General features: G+C 65.8%; 18 protein-coding genes and 1 tRNA gene. 11 read left to right on the plus strand and 8 right to left on the minus strand.

Annotation, left to right across the window (positions count from 1 at the left end; all coding sequences use genetic code 11):
- Nucleotides 1-40: 40 nt before the first annotated feature.
- The 3 genes from FIU85_RS04880 to FIU85_RS04890 are packed head-to-tail and all read left to right on the plus strand — an operon-like array spanning nt 41 to nt 3,302.
- Nucleotides 41-1,063 carry a ligase-associated DNA damage response exonuclease gene (locus FIU85_RS04880; RefSeq protein WP_152496058.1) on the plus strand — a complete coding sequence of 341 codons (1,023 nt, stop codon included), beginning with the start codon at nt 41-43 and terminating at the stop codon, nt 1,061-1,063.
- Nucleotides 1,060-1,710, plus strand: coding sequence for a signal peptidase I (lepB, locus tag FIU85_RS04885; protein WP_152496059.1), 651 nt, complete (start codon nt 1,060-1,062; stop codon nt 1,708-1,710). Before FIU85_RS04880 ends, lepB begins: the two co-directional genes overlap by 4 nt.
- Nucleotides 1,707-3,302 (plus strand): ATP-dependent DNA ligase, encoded by a 1,596-nt coding sequence (locus FIU85_RS04890; protein WP_152496060.1) that lies wholly within the window; start codon nt 1,707-1,709, stop codon nt 3,300-3,302. Before lepB ends, FIU85_RS04890 begins: the two co-directional genes overlap by 4 nt.
- 56 nt (nt 3,303-3,358) lie before the next feature.
- Here the strand turns inward: FIU85_RS04890 and FIU85_RS04895 are convergent, their stop codons facing one another.
- Nucleotides 3,359-4,645, minus strand: a complete 1,287-nt coding sequence (locus tag FIU85_RS04895) for a Xaa-Pro peptidase family protein (RefSeq protein ID WP_216647054.1) — start codon at nt 4,643-4,645, stop codon at nt 3,359-3,361.
- A 66-nt stretch (nt 4,646-4,711) separates the two neighbouring features.
- On the opposite strand from FIU85_RS04895, the gene FIU85_RS04900 reads away from it, so the two are divergent.
- From FIU85_RS04900 to FIU85_RS04910, 3 genes are all read left to right on the plus strand, one after another.
- On the plus strand, nt 4,712-5,596 hold the full coding sequence (locus FIU85_RS04900) for a LysR family transcriptional regulator (RefSeq protein WP_152496061.1): 885 nt from the start codon (nt 4,712-4,714) through the stop codon (nt 5,594-5,596).
- Nucleotides 5,597-5,701: 105 nt separating this feature from the next.
- Complete coding sequence (locus FIU85_RS04905; protein ID WP_152496062.1) at nt 5,702-7,522, plus strand: M3 family oligoendopeptidase; 1,821 nt, start codon at nt 5,702-5,704, stop codon at nt 7,520-7,522.
- Between the two features lie 57 nt (nt 7,523-7,579).
- Complete coding sequence (locus FIU85_RS04910; RefSeq protein WP_254703006.1) at nt 7,580-7,765, plus strand: hypothetical protein; 186 nt, start codon at nt 7,580-7,582, stop codon at nt 7,763-7,765.
- Nucleotides 7,766-7,854: 89 nt separating this feature from the next.
- Here the strand turns inward: FIU85_RS04910 and FIU85_RS04915 are convergent, their stop codons facing one another.
- The 4 genes from FIU85_RS04915 to FIU85_RS04930 all read right to left on the minus strand — a co-directional run bounded on the left by FIU85_RS04915 (nt 7,855) and on the right by FIU85_RS04930 (nt 11,414).
- A complete protein-coding gene (locus FIU85_RS04915; RefSeq protein ID WP_152496064.1) occupies nt 7,855-8,124 on the minus strand; it encodes a DksA/TraR family C4-type zinc finger protein in 270 nt (89 codons plus the stop codon).
- A 47-nt stretch (nt 8,125-8,171) separates the two neighbouring features.
- A complete protein-coding gene (locus FIU85_RS04920; protein WP_254701806.1) occupies nt 8,172-9,197 on the minus strand; it encodes an alpha/beta hydrolase in 1,026 nt (341 codons plus the stop codon).
- Between the two features lie 109 nt (nt 9,198-9,306).
- Entirely contained in the window at nt 9,307-10,203 is an 897-nt protein-coding gene (gene rpoH / locus FIU85_RS04925) for an RNA polymerase sigma factor RpoH (RefSeq protein ID WP_152491809.1), read from the minus strand.
- 167 nt (nt 10,204-10,370) lie between these two features.
- A complete protein-coding gene (locus FIU85_RS04930) occupies nt 10,371-11,414 on the minus strand; it encodes an RluA family pseudouridine synthase (RefSeq protein ID WP_152496065.1) in 1,044 nt (347 codons plus the stop codon).
- On the opposite strand from FIU85_RS04930, the gene FIU85_RS04935 reads away from it, so the two are divergent.
- A complete protein-coding gene (locus FIU85_RS04935) occupies nt 11,413-11,721 on the plus strand; it encodes a DUF6476 family protein (RefSeq protein WP_152496066.1) in 309 nt (102 codons plus the stop codon). The genes FIU85_RS04930 and FIU85_RS04935 overlap by 2 nt on opposite strands.
- A 34-nt stretch (nt 11,722-11,755) precedes the next feature.
- Here FIU85_RS04935 and FIU85_RS04940 read toward each other — a convergent pair.
- Nucleotides 11,756-11,832: transfer RNA gene (locus FIU85_RS04940), tRNA-His, on the minus strand.
- Nucleotides 11,833-11,959: 127 nt separating this feature from the next.
- Here FIU85_RS04940 and FIU85_RS04945 point away from each other — a divergent pair.
- A complete protein-coding gene (locus tag FIU85_RS04945) occupies nt 11,960-12,145 on the plus strand; it encodes a DUF6324 family protein (protein WP_172978797.1) in 186 nt (61 codons plus the stop codon).
- Nucleotides 12,146-12,227: 82 nt separating this feature from the next.
- Here FIU85_RS04945 and FIU85_RS04950 read toward each other — a convergent pair whose 3' ends face one another.
- Nucleotides 12,228-12,677 carry an MmcB family DNA repair protein gene (locus tag FIU85_RS04950; RefSeq protein ID WP_254703007.1) on the minus strand — a complete coding sequence of 150 codons (450 nt, stop codon included), beginning with the start codon at nt 12,675-12,677 and terminating at the stop codon, nt 12,228-12,230.
- Between the two features lie 157 nt (nt 12,678-12,834).
- On the opposite strand from FIU85_RS04950, the gene FIU85_RS04955 reads away from it, so the two are divergent.
- Together FIU85_RS04955 and FIU85_RS04960 are read left to right on the plus strand one after the other, a co-directional pair.
- Nucleotides 12,835-14,130: a hypothetical protein gene (locus FIU85_RS04955; protein ID WP_152496068.1), complete on the plus strand. Its 1,296-nt coding sequence runs from the start codon at nt 12,835-12,837 to the stop codon at nt 14,128-14,130.
- A complete protein-coding gene (locus FIU85_RS04960; protein ID WP_152496069.1) occupies nt 14,127-14,909 on the plus strand; it encodes a hypothetical protein in 783 nt (260 codons plus the stop codon). The genes FIU85_RS04955 and FIU85_RS04960 overlap by 4 nt, the downstream gene beginning before the upstream one ends.
- Before the next feature lie 396 nt (nt 14,910-15,305).
- On the opposite strand, the gene FIU85_RS04965 is transcribed toward FIU85_RS04960, so the two are convergent.
- Nucleotides 15,306-15,641: a hypothetical protein gene (locus tag FIU85_RS04965; protein WP_152496070.1), complete on the minus strand. Its 336-nt coding sequence runs from the start codon at nt 15,639-15,641 to the stop codon at nt 15,306-15,308.
- Nucleotides 15,642-15,860: 219 nt separating this feature from the next.
- Between FIU85_RS04965 and ribB the strand changes: the two genes are divergently transcribed.
- On the plus strand, nt 15,861-17,012 hold the full coding sequence (ribB, locus tag FIU85_RS04970) for a 3,4-dihydroxy-2-butanone-4-phosphate synthase (protein ID WP_152491802.1): 1,152 nt from the start codon (nt 15,861-15,863) through the stop codon (nt 17,010-17,012).
- The last annotated feature ends 1 nt before the right edge of the window (nt 17,013 follow it).

The raw sequence follows: 17,013 nt of genomic DNA on the forward strand, positions 1-17,013 counted from the left end.
ATCCTCTGGCCCCAGCCTGCAGCTACGCTACCTCCCTCGCATGGTTCTGCAATTCAAACCTCAGGGCATCTACTGCCCCGCCGGCGATTTCTTCATCGACCCGTGGCGCCCCGTGGACCGGGCGCTGATCACCCACGGCCATGCCGACCACGCCCGGCCCGGCCACGCCCGCTATCTCTCCACCGCCGCCGCGGCGCCCGTCATGCGCCACCGCCTGGGCGAGATCACCCTCGACACGGTCGACTATGGCGAGACACGCCGGATCGGCGATGCACGCGTCTCGTTCCACCCCGCAGGCCACGTTCCCGGCTCCGCCCAGATCCGGGTCGAGGTCGAAGGCGAGGTCTGGGTCGTCTCCGGCGACTACAAGACCGAGGCCGACCGCCTGTCCGAGCCGTTCGAGCCGGTGCGCTGCCACAGCTTCATCACCGAATGCACCTTCGGCCTGCCGGTCTTTACCTGGACGCCCGAAGAAGATTCGGCGCGTCAAATCAACGACTGGTGGGCCGCCAACGCCGCCGCCGGCACGTTTTCCCTGCTCGGCGCCTACTCGCTGGGCAAGGCGCAGCGCGTCCTGTCGCTGCTCGATCCCGCCATCGGCCCCATCCTGACCCACGGTGCGGTGGAAAACACCAACGCCGTCCTGCGCGACCAGGGCCTCGCCCTGCCCGACACGCTTCACGTCACGCCCGACCTCAAGGCCGAGGACCATCCCGGCGCGCTCGTGCTCGCGCCACCCTCCGCCCTGGGCAGCACATGGGCCCGCCGCTTCCGCCCGGCCTCCACCGGCTTCGCCTCTGGTTGGATGCGCCTGCGCGGAGTGCGCCGCCGCCGTGCCGTGGATCGCGGCTTCGTCATGTCGGACCATGCCGACTGGCCCGGTCTGATCTCTGCCATCAAGGCGACCGGCGCGGAAAACATATATGCCACACATGGTTACACCGATATCTTCGCGCGATACCTGAATGAGGAAGGCTGGAACGCCCAAGTTGTCCCCACAGAGTTTACCGGCGAGTCCCTCGACTCAGCCGATGACGATCAGGCAGGAGACTCAGCGGCATGATCCGACTTGCTGCCCTGCTCATTCTGCTGGCCGTTCCTGCCGCCGCCCAGCCTGTCTGCGTCTGCCTCAAATGCCTCACAGGCCCCTTTGACAGCTACTGGGCGCCCGCCGGCTCCATGAAGCCCACTATCCTGCCCGGCCAGTGCTTCATCAGCCGAACCGATGTCACACCCGCAGACCTTGTCCCGGGCGCCGTAATCACTTTTCGGCACCCGGTCACCGGCAAGGCCTTTTTCAAGCGCATCGTCGCCACCGCAGGCCAGACTGTCCAAATGCGTTCGGGCCGTCTCTTCATCAATGGCGCGCCCGTTCCAACTGAGGAGTCCGGTCCCTTCACCGAACCGAACATACCGCAAGGCCCGGACGGCGCCCGTCCGCGGTGTTCCAACGCCCCGGTGGCGGACGGTGCGGACTGCCTCAAAGAGATGCGCACCGAAACGCTGGGCGGTACGGCCCATTACATTCTCGACATCGGCCCGGGCCGCCTTGACGACACACAGGTCTTCACCGTGCCGGCCGGCCATCTCTTCGTGCTCGGCGACAATCGGGACAACTCCATCGACAGCCGCGTGCCGCAAGCCGTTGGGGGCCTCGGCTTCATCCCGGTCGAAAACGTCACAGGCATCCTCGAAGAGGTGCGCCCGTGAAACGCTTCACCGCTCTTTTCACCACGCTCGACCAGACCACCAAGACGAACACCAAGGTCGCCGCGCTGGCCGAGTATTTCGCCACCGCGCCCGACGCCGACAAGCTCTGGACCGTCGCGCTCTTTTCCGGCCGCCGCCCCCGCCGCGCCATCACCACGACGAAACTGCGCGAATGGGCCGCCGAACGCGCCGGCATCCCGCTCTGGCTCTTCGAGGAAAGCTACCCCATCGTCGGAGACCTGTCGGAAACCATCGCCCTCGTCCTGCCGCCTCCCGCCCGCGACCATGACGACAGCCTCGCCACCTGGATCGCCCGCCTCCGCGCCCTCGACGTCGAGACCGAAGAGGCCCGCAAGGCGGCCATTCTCGATGCCTGGGACCAGATGCAGCCCCATGAACGGCTGGTGTTCAACAAGCTGCTCACGGGCGGTTTCCGCATCGGCATCTCGCGCAAGCTGATGACCCGCGCGCTGGCGCAGGCGACCGGGCGCGACGAGGCCGAACTGGCCCACCGCCTGATGGGCGACTGGACGCCCGACAACACCTCCTGGCACGCGCTGATCGAGGCGCATGACGCCAGCGCCGACCTCTCGCGCCCCTATCCCTTCTGCCTGGCCTATGGCCTCGACGACGAGGAACCCGAGTCGCTGGGCGACCCCGCGGACTGGCTGGCCGAATGGAAATGGGACGGCATCCGCGGCCAGCTGATCCTGCGCGGGGGCGAGCATTTCACCTGGTCGCGCGGCGAGGAGCTGATGACCGACCGCTTTCCCGAACTGGCCCGCGCCCGCGACTACCTGCCGCCCGGCACCGTGCTCGACGGCGAGATCCTGGCCTGGGACGGCACCGGCCCGATGTCCTTCAACGCCCTGCAAAAACGCATCGGGCGCAAGACCGTGCCGAAGAAACTGCTCAAGGACGCGCCGGTCATCCTCTACGCCTACGACCTTCTGGAGCAGGATGGCGAAGACCTGCGTGAAACGCCGTTCGCCCAGCGTCGCGCTCGGCTCGAAGCCCTTCTGCAAGACCTTTCGCCCGAAGCGCCCATCCGCCAGTCCCCCCTGATCCCATTCACCACCTGGGACGACCTCCGCGAAACCCGCGCGACCGCAAGAGACGCGCGCGCCGAGGGCCTCATGCTCAAGCGCAAGGACTCCCCCTACCATTCCGGCCGCAAGAAAGGCGACTGGTGGAAGTGGAAGCTCGCCCCCCTGACCATCGACGCCGTGATGATCTATGCCCAGCAGGGCAGCGGCCGGCGCGCCAATCTCTTCACCGATTTCACCTTCGCCGTGCGCGACGGCAACGACCTCGTGCCCTTCACCAAGGCCTATTCCGGCCTCACCGACACCGAATTTCGCAAGATCACCGCCTGGGTGCGCAAGAACACCCTGCAACGCTTCGGCCCCGTTCGGCAGGTGAAGGCAGAGCACGTTTTCGAGATCGCCTTCGAGGGCATCATGGAATCCACCCGCCACAAATCCGGCGTCTCGCTGCGCTTCCCCCGCATGAAACGCTGGCGCCACGACAAACCGGTGCAGGAGGCCAACACGATCGAAGACCTCCGCGACATGCTAACCCACTACGGCTAAAGAAAATTCGTACGAATTTTCTCCCCCAAGATTATTCGTACGAATAATCTACCCGCTCACCGCAACAAATCATCCTCGAACGGAAAGCGCGAAAGCAGCTCCACGCCCGTCTCGGTGATCAGCACCTGCTGCTCCAGTTTCACGCCCTCCGTGCCGCCCTCGGCACCGATATAGCTCTCCACGCACAGCGTCATGCCGGGCGCGATCACGCCGTCATAGCCCGCATCCGGGAAATCCCCGTGGTGATAGAGGTACGGATACTCCCCCGTCATTCCGCAGCCATGCGCCGACAGGTAATAGCGGTTGGCGTAATACTCTTCCGGGATGTCCCAGGCCGCGTCGGCATAGTCGCGGAACGTCATGCCGGGCCGCAGGATGCCCATGTTGTGATGCACCTGCTCATACGCCACCTTGTACAGCTCGCGCTGTGTGGCGTTCGGCTTGCCAGGCCCCGAATGGAAGGTGCGCGAGAAATCCGAATAATAGCCGTGGCACCCCACCACGTCCGTATCCAGCGCAATCAGTTCATTCACCCCAATCACGTTCTCGCTCGTCTCCTGGAACCACGGGTTCGTCCGCTCCCCGGCATTCAGCAGGCGGGTCTCCACGTAATCCCCGTTCTGCGCGATGATCGACTGGTGCAGCACCGACCACAATTCCGCCTCGGTCATCCCCGGCCGGATCGCCGCGCGCAGCTTGGACACGCCGATCTCGGTCGCCCGCAGCGAGGCATTGACGCATTTCATCTCTTCCGCCGACTTGATTGCCCGCGCCATTTCGACTGGTTCCTGCGCATCCACGATCCTCAGCCCCGCATCGCGCAGCGCAATGGCACTCCCGGCATTCAGCCGCTCGATCCCCAGCGTCGCCCCCTTGCCCACCAGCGAGGTCACCAGGTCCGCCATCTCGGCGGCCCAGGCCCGTTCCCGCCTGGCAATATCCGGCCCCGCCGCCACGAAACTCGCCGTGCGCGCGGCGCGCACCTCGTCGATCGTCTCCAGCCCGTCGGCCAGATGCGCGCAGCCGGTGAACTCGAACAGGATCGAGCGGCTTTCAGTCAGCAGCAGGTACCGCGACGGCGCGTTCCGCTGGCTGAACACCTGCATGTTTCGCGCCCCCGTGGCATAGCGGATGTTGACCGGATCGGACAAAAGAACCGCCGCGATATCCCGCTTGCGCATCTCCGCCCGCACCCGGCCCAGCCGGTAGCCGCGCACCGCCACAAGGTCGATCCCCTCATCCTCCGGCGCTCGGTCCAGCAGAGCCAGCTCCGCAAGGTCCGCGCGTTCCGCGTGCCAGTCCAGTTCCGCCATGTCATCCTCCTCGGGGTCACGTTTTGTCATTCCATATCCGACCAAGCGCACCTCGAAAACGCTGGAAATTCTCACGCTCATGGATAACCTGGAGGAATGAATCAGGACCGCCGAGACCTTCCCCCGCTGGAAACTCTCATCTTCTTCACCACCGTGATGAAACGCGGCGGCTTCTCCGCCGCCGCGCCCGAGCTCATGGTCTCCCAGGCCGCCGTCAGCAAACGCATCCGCCAACTCGAAGACTGGCTCGGCACGCCGCTTTTCGACCGCGGCGCGCGCCACGCGGTGCCCACCGACACCGCCCGCCGCCTGGAAGAGCCCGTGCGCCTCGCGCTCGACTACCTGACGGCATCCCTCGATACGGCCCGTGTCACCGACACCCGCACCCTCCAGATCGCCGCCAACGGCGCGGTCTCGATGTTCTGGCTCTACCCGCGCCTCCAGGCCTTCGCCACCAGCCCGGATGCCTGCAATGTCAGCGTGCTCACCGCCGACGACCCCAGTGCCCTCACCGCCGACACGCTCGACCTCGCCATCCACTACGGCGACGCACCGCCGCCCGGCTGGACCGGCACACCCCTTTTCAACGAAACGATCACCCCCGCCGCCACGCCCGCCATCGCCGCCACCTTTTCCGACCGGCCCGATCTGCCCCTGCTGGACTATCCCCGTCTCGCACCCGACTGGATCAACTGGCGTATTTGGCACGACCGCAAGCCCGGCTCTCCCCTCTCCGCGCGCCCCGTCGAGACCTGCCGCAGCTATGGCCATAGCATCGGCCGCGCCCTGACCGGCGATGGCATCGCCCTGGCCAGCCTGCCTATGCTCGACACCCTCGTCAGCAGCGGCCAGTTGGTCCCGGTTGGCGACGACACCCTGACCACCACCCGCCGCTATTGGCTGAACCACCGTGTGACCGCGCCGTTCTCGCCCAATGCCCTGCTCCTGCACCGTGCCCTTGCGGGTCCCGACACCGTCTGAGGCGCGCCGCGGCCCTTGTCAATCGGCCCCGCGTCCAATCCACCGCTTGAGCCTGCCCGCCTCGCCCCCTATGTCTTGGCCAGCCACGCATTTCAGGAGATCCGCATGTTCCAGCTTCCCAAACCCGCCTTCGACGTCAACGCCGCCTCCGGCTCCGACAACCTGGGCGATCTGCCGGAATGGAACCTCGACGATCTCTACACCGCGCCCGACGCGCCGGAACTCAAGCGCGATCTCGACTGGCTGGAACAGGCCTGCGCCGACTTCGCCCGCGATTACGAAGGCAAGCTGGCCGATCTCGACGCCGCCGGTCTGTTGGAATGCATCCAGCGGAACGAGAAAATCTCGTCGGTCGCCGGCCGCATCATGTCCTTCGCCGGGCTTCGTTATTACCAGCAGACCACCGATGGCGAGCGGGCCAAGTTCCTCTCCGACTGCCAGGAAAAGATCACCAATTACACCACGCCTCTGGTCTTCTTCACGCTCGAACTCAACCGGCTCGACGCCGACACGCTCACCGAGATGTATGCCGAAAACGCCGATCTGGCCCGCTACGCGCCCGTCATCCGCCGCATCCAGGCGATGAAGCCCTACCAGCTCTCCGACGAGCTCGAAAAATTCCTGCACGACCTCGGCGTCGTCGGCGACGCCTGGGAACGCCTCTTCGACGAGACCATCGCCGGCCTCACCTTCGACGTCGACGGCGAGGACCTGGGCATCGAATCCACCCTCAACCTGCTCACCGAACAGGACCGCGACAAACGCGAATCCGCCGCCCGCGAGCTTGCCCGCACCTTCCAGGCCAACATCCGCACTTTCGCCCGTGTCCACAACACCACCGCCAAGGAAAAAGAGGTCATCGACCGCTGGCGCGGTATGCCCACACCCCAGACCGGGCGGCACCTTTCCAACGATGTCGAGGCCGAGGTGGTCGAAGCCCTGCGCAACGCCGTGGTCGACGCCTATCCCAAGCTCAGTCACCGCTACTACGAATTGAAACGCAAGTGGCTCGGCCTCGACCGGATGCAGGTCTGGGACCGCAACGCCCCCTTGCCGATGGAGGCGCCGCGCAAGATCGACTGGCCGGCCGCCCGCGGCATGGTCATGGACGCCTATTCCGATTTCGACCCGCGCATGGGCGACCTGGCCGAGCCGTTCTTTGACAAGGGCTGGATCGACGCCGCCGTCAAACCCGGCAAGGCCCCCGGCGCCTTCGCCCACCCCACCGTGACCGACGTGCACCCCTACGTCATGTTGAACTACCTCGGCAAACCGCGCGACGTCATGACGCTGGCGCATGAACTCGGCCACGGCGTGCACCAGGTGTTGGCCGCCGAACAGGGCGAGCTTCTGTCGTCCACCCCCCTCACCCTTGCCGAAACCGCATCCGTCTTCGGCGAGATGCTTACCTTCCGCAAACTGCTGGATGCCGCCAAGGACAATGCCGAGCGCAAGGTGCTGCTGGCCGGCAAGGTCGAGGACATGATCAACACCGTTGTCCGCCAGATCGCCTTCTACGATTTCGAATGCAAGCTGCACGACGCCCGCCGCGGCGGCGAGCTGACCGCCGAGGACATCGGCGCCCTCTGGATGTCCGTGCAGGGCGAATCCCTCGGCCCCGCCTTCGACTTCATGGACGGCTACGAGACCTTCTGGGCCTACATCCCCCACTTCGTCCACTCGCCCTTCTACGTCTACGCCTACGCCTTCGGCGACGGGCTGGTGAACGCGCTCTATGCCGTCTACGAGGAAAATCCCGCAGGCTTCCAGGACAAGTATTTCGACATGCTCAAGGCAGGCGGCTCGATGCACCACAAGGAACTTCTGGCCCCCTTCGGCCTCGACGCCTCGGATCCGGCCTTCTGGGACAAGGGCCTCAGCATGATCTCCGGCTTCATCGACGAACTGGAGGCGATGGAGGACTGAACCCTGCCCCGCCCACGCGGCCCCCACAGCCTGCGCACCCGGCTCAGACGCGCCCTCGTGCGCATCCGGTCGCGCGTGCCCCCGGGGCTGCGGCTGGTGCTTGGCATTCTGCTCATCATCGGCGGGATCTTTGGCTTCCTGCCGGTGCTGGGCTTCTGGATGATCCCGCTGGGCATTGCCGTGGCCTCGCTCGACGTGGTCCCGGTCTGGCGCCGCCTCACCGGCCGTGCGCCCAGGTGCTGAGCCCATCTCTTCCTCTGGCCAAAAATATCCCGGGGGGAGCGGCGAAACGCAGTTTCGCCGTGGGGGGCAGAGCCCCCCGCGACAGCCGCCTATTTCAGCTGGCTGTCTTTCGAGCCCCGCCGGTTGATCCCGCCCCGCGCGTGCTGCGCGCCGTCACGCTCCTGGCTGCAATCGATGCACAGCTTCACGCCCGGCAACGCCTCGCGCCGCGCCTGCGGGATCTCCTCCTCGCATTCGGCGCAATGAGTCAGGCTCTCGCCCACCGGGCGTTTCGCGGCCTTCATCCGCGCCAATTCGTCCTCGATCGAGGCTTCGATCTGTTCGGAAACCGCGCCGTCGCGCGCCCATCCACCGGCCATGTCAAAATTCCTCCTGAACGGCATATATAGGATGCCGCGGGGCCATGTCACGGTTGCGCCTCCAGCACCATGTAATCCTCGAACGCATCCCGCCCCAGTGACGCCTGCTCCAGCATCCCGTTCAGCACCGAAATGGCCGAGGGCGAGGTGATCGCCACCGCGTGGTCCAGCCCCTCGCCATCCGCCAGCGCGGTAAAGTCGATCACCTTCACCGGCAGCCCCGCCACCGCCTCCGGCCCGTCGATCACCCCAAGCCGCTTCTTGCGCCCGGTGATCAGGCTGGCAAGGCTCAGCGCCCTGTCCTGTTGCGTGACGAATATCAGGAACGGCTGCGGCAGCTCGCCGATCGCCTCGGCCTGCCGGCGAAACACATCGGGGTCGATGTCGGGCGACATCAGCACCACGCCGCTGATCCGGTCCAGAAGATGCCGGTCGCCTTTCAGCGCCGCCTGCCGCATCACCTCCATCACCAGCTGCGCCCCCATGGAATGCGCCAGCAGCGTCACCCGGTCCCGCGGCCCGCTGGTCAAGGCGTTCAGCAGATCCTCCAGGTCATCGCGGGCATAAAGCACGCTGTCGCGGTCATAGACATAGCCTCGCGGATCCCCGGCCGAGGCCCAGGCGAACAGCACCGACGGTGCCGCCACCTCGAAATCCTCGCGCATCTGCGCCAGCCGGTAAAGACTGTCGGACAGCGTCGTGTTGTAGCCATGCACGAAGACCTGCGTCTCGCGCCCCGGCCGCGCCCCCTTCACGTCGCCAAGGAATGCCGCGGCGGACGGATAGACATCCGTCGCCGCCACGACGAAATCGGTCGCCGCATCCGGCGGCCCGTCGGGCCACTGGACGTGACCGGCCTTATGTGTCGGGGGGATCGAGATATCGGCTCGGAAATATCGCACCTCGCCCGAGCGCTTCGCGCCAAAGGTCTGCCCGGTACGGTCCAGCGCCTTCTGCGTCGCGACATAAAGCGTCTGCAGATGCGCCTCGGGCACGCTCGGCGCATAATGCGCCGCGGGACGCGGCGCGCAGGACGCCATCACGAACAGGCATAAAACAGACAGCGCGCGCAACGGACGCCTCCTTCGGTTCCGACTCACCTGGCAACAATAAGGCCCCTCCCGCAATGCGGAAGGGGCCAATTTTCGGTGCCGTCGCGTGAGTTGCGTGCGCTGCCCGGGATCAGGCGGTCGCCATCATGCCCTTCTCCGCGGCCAGCGACCGCATGCGCTTCTGCAGCTTTTCAAAGGCACGCACCTCGATCTGCCGGATCCGTTCCCGGCTCACGTCGTACTGGCCGCTCAGATCCTCCAGCGTCACCGCCTTTTCGCTCAGCCGGCGCTGGGTCAGGATATCCTTCTCGCGGTCGTTCAGCACGTCCATCGCCTCGGCCAGCAGCTCGCGCCGCGCCTCCAACTCGTCGCGCTTCTCGTAGTCGCCCGCCTGGTCGGCATCCTCGTCCTCCAGCCAGTCCTGCCACTGCATCGTGCCTTCACCCTCGGCACCCACCGTGGCGTTCAGCGACGCGTCGCCCCCGGACATCCGGCGGTTCATGCTGATCACCTCGTCCTCGGTCACGCCAAGGTCGGTCGCGATCTGCTTCACCTTGTCGGGATGCAGGTCACCCTCTTCCAGCGCGCCGATGCGGGCCTTGGCCTTGCGCAGGTTGAAGAACAGCTTCTTCTGCGCGCTCGTCGTGCCCAGCTTGACCATGGACCAGCTGCGCAGGATGTATTCCTGGATGCTCGCCCGGATCCACCACATCGCATAAGTCGCCAGGCGGAAGCCCTTCTCGGGGTCGAACCGCTTGACCGCCTGCATCAGGCCCACATTGGCCTCGGAAATGACCTCGGCCTGCGGCAGGCCGTAGCCGCGATAGCCCATGGCGATCTTCGCCGCCAGGCGCAGGTGGCTGGTGACCATCTGGTGCGCGGCCTCGGTGTCCTGTTCCTCGACCCAGCGCTTGGCCAGCATGTATTCCTCTTCCGGCTCCAACAGCGGGAATTTCCGGATTTCCTGCAAATAGCGGTTCAGCCCGGCTTCGGGCGACGGCGCAGGAAGATTTGCATAATTGCTCAACCCTGTGACCCTCCAATGTTTATTGTCTTAACATCCATATGGGCAGCCATCAGCCCGGATTCAAGACAGGTGAACCGAATGGTTTAATTATTTATGAATCAAACCAGACCGGTTTTCCAGTGATGTGACGTTTGCTCACGCACACGTGCTGTGCTGTCATATTAACGTCAGGCCGGCGCGCCCAGTTCCTGCAGCAGGTTTGCCATGTCCTCCGGCAGCGCCGCCTCAAAGCGCAGCATCTCCCCCGTACCCGGATGCTCGAACCCCAGCAGCGCCGCATGCAACGCCTGCCGTGGGAAACTTTGCGCGGCGTCCAGCGCGCCCGGCGACAACGCCTTCGCATTCAGCTTGCGCCGCCCTCCATAAACGGGGTCGCCGATCAGGCCATGCCCCGCATGCGCCATATGCACCCGGATCTGATGCGTGCGCCCCGTCTCCAGCCAGCACTCGATCAGCGCCACCTGCGGCGGCACCCCGAACGGGGTGACAACGCGCGCCCGCGTCACCGCGTGCCGCCCGCCCTCGAACAATACCGCCTGCCGTTGCCGATCGGTCTTGTGCCGCGCCAGCTGCGTCGTCAGTTTCAGGATGTTGCCCGCCTCGAAACTGGCCCCACGCACGCCGCGCAGCCGCGGATCTGCGGCATCCGGCACCCCGTGCACGACGGCCAGGTACTTGCGCTCGACGCTATGCGCCTCGAACTGCGCGGCCAGCCCGTGATGCGCCCGGTCCGACTTCGCCACCACCAACAGACCGCTGGTCTCCTTGTCGATCCGGTGGACGATGCCGGGGCGCTTCTCTCCGCCCACGCCCGACAGGGCGCCGCCGAAATGATGCAAGAGCGCGTTCACCAGCGTCCCGTCCGGGCTGCCGGGTGCGGGATGCACCACCATGCCGGCAGGTTTGTCGATCACGATCAGGTCGTCATCCTCGAACACCACGTCCAGCGCGATCTCCTGCGCCACCACGTCCACCTCGGCGGCGACAGGCACGGTGATTTCGATGATGTCCCCCTCGACCACTTTCGCCTTGGGATCGTCGACCACCGCACCACCCACGCGCACCGCGCCCTCGGCGATCAGCCGCGCCAGCCGCGTGCGCGACAGCGACGCTTCCTCTGGCACATCGCGCGCAAGCGCCTTATCAAGGCGCGGCGGCGGATCGGCCCCGATCCGCACGGTGACACTGGACTCAAAGGGGGCAGCGCCCATGAACGACACTCCTCAGCCGCCGTCGGTCGACCCCAAGATGGTGCGCTACCTGCGCACCCTCGTGACCGTCCTGACGGGCGTGATGATTCTCGGGTTTCTAGTGATCGTCGCACTCTTTGTCACCAAGTTCTCCGGCGCGTCCGGCCCGGCACTGCCCGAAGAGATCACCCTGCCCGACGGCACCACGCCCACCGCCTTCACCCGCGCCGATGGCTGGTACGCGATAGTCACCGACGCCGACACGATCCTGATCTTCGACGAAACCACGGGCGAGTTGCGCCAGACCATCGACGTCACCACCGACTAGCCGCGCAACGGGTTCGATCTGCAAGAAAGGGGGATGGTACCACCTCCCCGGCTCGAACGGGGGACCTCCTGATCCACAATCAGGCGCTCTAACCAACTGAGCTAAGGCGGCACGCGGCACGGATTTAACTTTCCCGGCCCGCGATTGCAAGCCTCTTTGACACTTCCCCGCCCATTCCAACCCGCTTGCCTTCACGCGGCCAAGGCGGTAGGCCATTCCAATTATCCAGGAGGCGGCCGTGGGCATCAACGACGAACGCGACATCGAGGCGAATCTGCAGATCGGTCCCACCGACCAGGGCATGGTACGCCTGTTCATCATGGCAGGCGCCACCGAGATCCCCATGGATTTCGAGCCCGACGAGGCCCGCGAGATCGCCGAGGAAATCCTCGCCGCTGCCAAGGCCGCCGAGACGAAACGCTAGCCGCCCGCACCCAAAATTTACGCAAATTTTGGAATAGAAAATACGCATTTTCTATCCCGTTTTCTGCGCAGAAAACGCCGTCCTACAGCCCCGGATCCCGCGCCCCCTGCAACCGCAGCGCCGCCTGCCGCGCAAACCGCCGTGTCAATGCCGTGCGCCGCGCGCCCGCCAGCTTGTGTTCCGGTGCCATCCGGATGATCTGCGCATCATAGGCATCCGCGATGATCAACCCCGTGCCCTCGGGCAACAGGTCCGTCGGAAACGCCTCGTCCACCGCCCAGAAATACCGATCGCACCACTCAAGATATCCGTCCCATTTCAGGTCCGAAGTGAAATCGGCCCGGCTCGACTTGCACTCCACAACCCAGATCTCGCCCTTCGGCCCCAGCGCCATCACGTCCACGCGCTTGCCCCGCTCAGGCGAGAATTCCTCGACAGTGGCGAAATCATACCCCAGCAAATGCCGGCACACCCCGCGCGCCAAAAGCTGGCCGGGCTGCATCGCGGGAATATCCGTTGCAAAGTCCTGCATCTGGCCAATTTATGAACAATACGTGAACATTGGCAACCCCCTGCACGGGAAATGCACATCACGCAGCCTTGTCTTGTGCTATTTGTTAACCATTTCATACTGATGTTCCGGGGTCTGGCACGGTCGCGCCCCTTCCTGTCGTTGCAAAAGGTCCGCCATGCCCGATCCCGTCACAGACTCCGCCCGCACCCGCGGCGCCCGCTATGCGCGCGATCTCGAAGGCCATATCGACTGGCTGGAGACGTTCTCCGGCACCGCCCTCGGCGTGCTGGCCGTGGCCTCGGGCATCTACACCTATCTCGGCGTGTCGTCCCTGCTGGACGACACCGGCGTCATGTCCACCTTCGCCGCACTCGCCTATTCCGTCGCCGTCTCAGTGGGCATCTTCGTGTTCTGGTCCTATCTTCTGCGCCTCTTCCCCGCCGTCACCACAGCCCGCGCCCGCGTGGGCCTCCTGGGCGCGATGGGCCTCGGCTCGGTCGCCATCATCGCCATGTCCAGCTGGCTCAACGCCGCCGCGCTGGCCGGGTCGGCGGCGGTCGAACAACACCTCGCGGAAACCGTGCAGGACTACCAGCAAAGCCTCGAACGCGCGCACGAGATCGCCCTCTCCGGCCAGGCCCTGGGCCGCGACGTCGCCCGCGTGCGCCAATCCTTCGAGGATCTCAGCGAACAGGAGGCCACCGGCAATCTCTCCGGCCTTGCCGGCCGCGGCGCCGTCTTCCGCGTCCTGCGCCAGAAATCCGCCGAACTTGCCGCGCTCGAGGCACAGATCGCCGAACAGACCCCGCTCGTCGACACCGCCTTCGCCGAAGGCAACACCATCCTCAGCCGGATGCGCTCCCTTACCGTCGAACCGGGGCCCGTCGAGGCCCGCTCGGTCGAGTTTTCCGAGGCCGCCGTGCGCCTGCAGGGCCTTATCACCCAGATGCGCCAGCTGACCGTCGCCCCCCTCGTGGAGCGCGCCGCGCAGGATCTTTCGGCCTCCGTCGTGCTGCCCGAACTCGACAGCCGCACCGAGGCCGGGCGCGGCGACCAGGCCGCCACCATCACCTCGGTGCTCGAGGTCCTGGGCCAGCGCGCCGCCACGCTGGAACGCGCCGCACAGGAGGTCGCAGCACTCGAACCCGCACCAGAGGTCACCTACACGCCCGTCTCGTCGGCCGACGCGGTCATCCTCTATGCCCGCAACTTCGTCCCTTCCTGGGCCGGGGCCATCGCCATCGACCTTCTGCCCGCCGTCCTCGTGCTGATCCTGTCGATCACCCACGGCATGATCCGCTCGATGCGCGACGGCACCGATATCGAGGACACCATGACCGTCGCCGAACTGCGCGCCGCCATCGCCGTGGCCCACGAGATCGAGGACACGCCCGCCCCGCGCAAACCCGGGCAGGAGGACACGCGGGAGGATGGCCACAAGGTCAAGCGCATCACCGGAACCACGCCATGAGCGACGCCGACCGGGACGAAAAAACCAAGAGCAAGCACGGCCCCCCCGTCGCACGCATCCTCACCGGCGCGCTGATCTTCCAGATCGGCATCGGCGCCCTGCTGGTACTGGGCGATGTCAGCGTCTCGGGCCTGCGTCTGCCGGGCATGGCCCCCGACGCCCCCCGCCTGACCGAACCCGTGCGCCCCGGCGACCAGCGCCGCCTCTTCCGCCCCGACCGCGACCGCCCCGCCACGCGCCCCGCCCGCGATCCCGGCGAGCTGCCCGAGCGCCTTGTGCTGACGCAGGAAGACGGCACTACCTACCGGCTCGAGGGCGGCATTGCCGAGGGCGACGCAGCCCGCATCATCAAGCGGCTCGACGAAAGCGAACCCGCCCCCGAGACCCTCATCCTGCAATCCCCCGGCGGCACCGTGTCCGAGGCGCTGGCCCTGGGCCGCCACTTCCGCGACACCGGCCTGACGACCCGAATGCTTGCGGGCGAATACTGCTTCTCCGCCTGCCCCTACATGCTCGCCGGCGGCGCCACGCGCGAGATCGACGAAGCCGCCCAGGTCGGCGTCCACCAGCACTATTTCGGCGAAAGCACGATCCTCCCCGCTTCCTTCGCGGTCGAGGATATCCAGGCGGGCCAGGGCGAAGTCATGAGCTATCTCGACGAGATGGGCATCGATCCGATGGTCATGACCCACGCGCTCGCCACACCGCCCGACGAGATCTACGTCCTGCTCCCCGAGCAGTTGCGGGACTACGGATTTATTTCGGATGCCGCGGAATAGCCCCTTGCCGCACCGCCTCCGACGCCTTACCTCAATGGGGTGACGGGTGCTGCCCTTCTCGTGAACGGTTGCATTCCGGTGGCCTTAAGCAATTCCGAGGGAGCTGGCTCTGTCCGGGCCCTGGTCCGGTTACCCGGCGCCCACCTGTATATACAGGTCCTCGGGAATGAGAGAACCAAACGGTTGCGTGCGGGCCCGTCACACCTTCCGCACAGTGCGCCGCGCCGTGGCTTGGAATCATACCCTTATCCCGGATGGCCCGACGCCAGAGATCCTCGGGTCAAGCCCGAGGATGACGTGGATGACCGTAGGGTGGGTGAAAACCCACGCGCGCGACGCTTGCGCAACCCCGACGCAATCCGAACAGCGTGTCTCACAAATTCAATTCGAAAAAGCCTACCGCTTGCTCCAGAACGGACGCTCGCCCTGATCCACCCGCACCGGGATGGTCGCATGGTCCCGCCGCATCACGTGCTGGCGCAGCCCGCCACCGGGGCCGTCATCGTCGTCATCGTCCTTCATCCGCATCACCGCGATGCCGAACTGCACGCCCGCAAAGACGATCCCGTTCGACACCCACAGCAGCAGGACCGCCAGCCAGCCCTTGTCGGAATGGCTGACCAGGTGCCACAGGTTGGCGATATCGAACCACAAGAGCATCCCCACGAAGACCGCCGCAAGGCCAAAGCCGATGGCGACGTTCATGATATACATGCGGATGAGCTTGGGCATTGGACGACTCCTTTGCGCGTTGCACATAAGTGTAGCACAACGTTCCCGCTCCTCAAGGAAAAGCACCCGCGCCACCGGCTGATCGGTGCCGTTCCGCCGCGACATGTCGTCCGACGGACACCTCCGAACCCGTCAGCCGGGGGCCTTAACCCGACATCCCCTCTGGCCTTCCGCAAACCCCTGCGCTATCTGGCGGGCCTGTAACCCCAGAGGCGCCAGATGTCCGAAACCCAAGCTTTCGAAAAACCCGGTCCCGTCGAGGCCGAACTGCGCTCCGCGATCTCTCCCACCGAGGAAATCATCGCCGAGGCGCGGGCCGGCCGCATATTCATCCTCGTCGACCACGAAGACCGAGAAAACGAGGGCGACCTGGTGATCCCCGCCGAATTCGCCACGCCAGAGGTGATCAACTTCATGGCCACCCACGGCAAGGGTCTCATCTGCTTGCCCATGACATCCGAGCGCATCGACCGCCTTGGCTTGCCCATGATGGCCGTGAACAACTCGTCACGCCATGAGACCGCCTTCACCGTCAGCATCGAGGCCCGCGAGGGCGTCAGCACCGGCATCTCGGCCGCCGACCGCGCGCTGACCATCTCGACCGCGATCAACGAACAGAACACCCAGGCCCATATCGCCACGCCGGGCCACGTCTTTCCGCTGCGCGCCCGCAACGGCGGCGTGCTCGTGCGCGCCGGCCATACCGAGGCCGCCGTGGACATCTCGCGCCTCGCCGGTCTCAACCCCTCCGGCGTGATCTGCGAGATCATGAAGGACGACGGCACCATGGCCCGCCTGCCCGACCTGGTGGACTTCGCCAAGACTCACGGCATGAAGATCGGCACCATCTCCGACCTCATCGCCTATCGCCACAAGCACGACAACCTCGTGCGCGAGGTCCGGCGCGAGACCGTCACCTCGTCCCATGGCGGCGAGTGGGAGATGCGCATCTTCGCCGACCAGATCACCGATACCGAACACGTGGTGCTGTCCAAGGGCGACATCACCGACGGCAAGCCCGTGCTGGCCCGCACCCACGCCCTCAACGCGCTCGAGGACGTGCTCGGCATCGGCCTTGACGCCAAATCCGACGGCCCCACCGGCAAACTGCCCCGCGCCATGAACATCATCGCCCGAGAAGGCCGCGGCGCGGTCTTCCTGTTCCGCCAGCCCCGGCCCTCGCTCGCCTCGGAAATGGAAGAGGACGACACGCCCCGGACAATCAAGCAGACGGGCCTCGGCGCTCAGATCATGTCGACGATGGGCCTGCACGAACTGATCCTCGTCACCGACAGCCCCAAGACCCGCTATCTCGGGCTCGACGCCTACGGCATCAGCATCGTCGGCACGCACCCCCTCAGCGAAGGATAAC

Source organism: Roseovarius sp. THAF8, assembly GCF_009363735.1.
GTDB lineage: Bacteria > Pseudomonadota > Alphaproteobacteria > Rhodobacterales > Rhodobacteraceae > Roseovarius.

Coding starts and splice junctions, on each gene's coding strand:
- FIU85_RS04900 (WP_152496061.1), top strand. CDS start 4,712: ATGAATCAGGACCGCCGAGACCTTCCCCCGCTGGAAACTCTCATCTTC.
- FIU85_RS04905 (WP_152496062.1), top strand. CDS start 5,702: ATGTTCCAGCTTCCCAAACCCGCCTTCGACGTCAACGCCGCCTCCGGC.
- FIU85_RS04950 (WP_254703007.1), bottom strand. CDS start 12,677: ATGCAGGACTTTGCAACGGATATTCCCGCGATGCAGCCCGGCCAGCTT.
- FIU85_RS04880 (WP_152496058.1), top strand. CDS start 41: ATGGTTCTGCAATTCAAACCTCAGGGCATCTACTGCCCCGCCGGCGAT.
- FIU85_RS04930 (WP_152496065.1), bottom strand. CDS start 11,414: ATGGGCGCTGCCCCCTTTGAGTCCAGTGTCACCGTGCGGATCGGGGCC.
- FIU85_RS04965 (WP_152496070.1), bottom strand. CDS start 15,641: ATGCCCAAGCTCATCCGCATGTATATCATGAACGTCGCCATCGGCTTT.
- FIU85_RS04915 (WP_152496064.1), bottom strand. CDS start 8,124: ATGGCCGGTGGATGGGCGCGCGACGGCGCGGTTTCCGAACAGATCGAA.
- FIU85_RS04895 (WP_216647054.1), bottom strand. CDS start 4,645: ATGACAAAACGTGACCCCGAGGAGGATGACATGGCGGAACTGGACTGG.
- FIU85_RS04960 (WP_152496069.1), top strand. CDS start 14,127: ATGAGCGACGCCGACCGGGACGAAAAAACCAAGAGCAAGCACGGCCCC.
- ribB (WP_152491802.1), top strand. CDS start 15,861: ATGTCCGAAACCCAAGCTTTCGAAAAACCCGGTCCCGTCGAGGCCGAA.
- FIU85_RS04955 (WP_152496068.1), top strand. CDS start 12,835: ATGCCCGATCCCGTCACAGACTCCGCCCGCACCCGCGGCGCCCGCTAT.
- FIU85_RS04935 (WP_152496066.1), top strand. CDS start 11,413: ATGAACGACACTCCTCAGCCGCCGTCGGTCGACCCCAAGATGGTGCGC.
- lepB (WP_152496059.1), top strand. CDS start 1,060: ATGATCCGACTTGCTGCCCTGCTCATTCTGCTGGCCGTTCCTGCCGCC.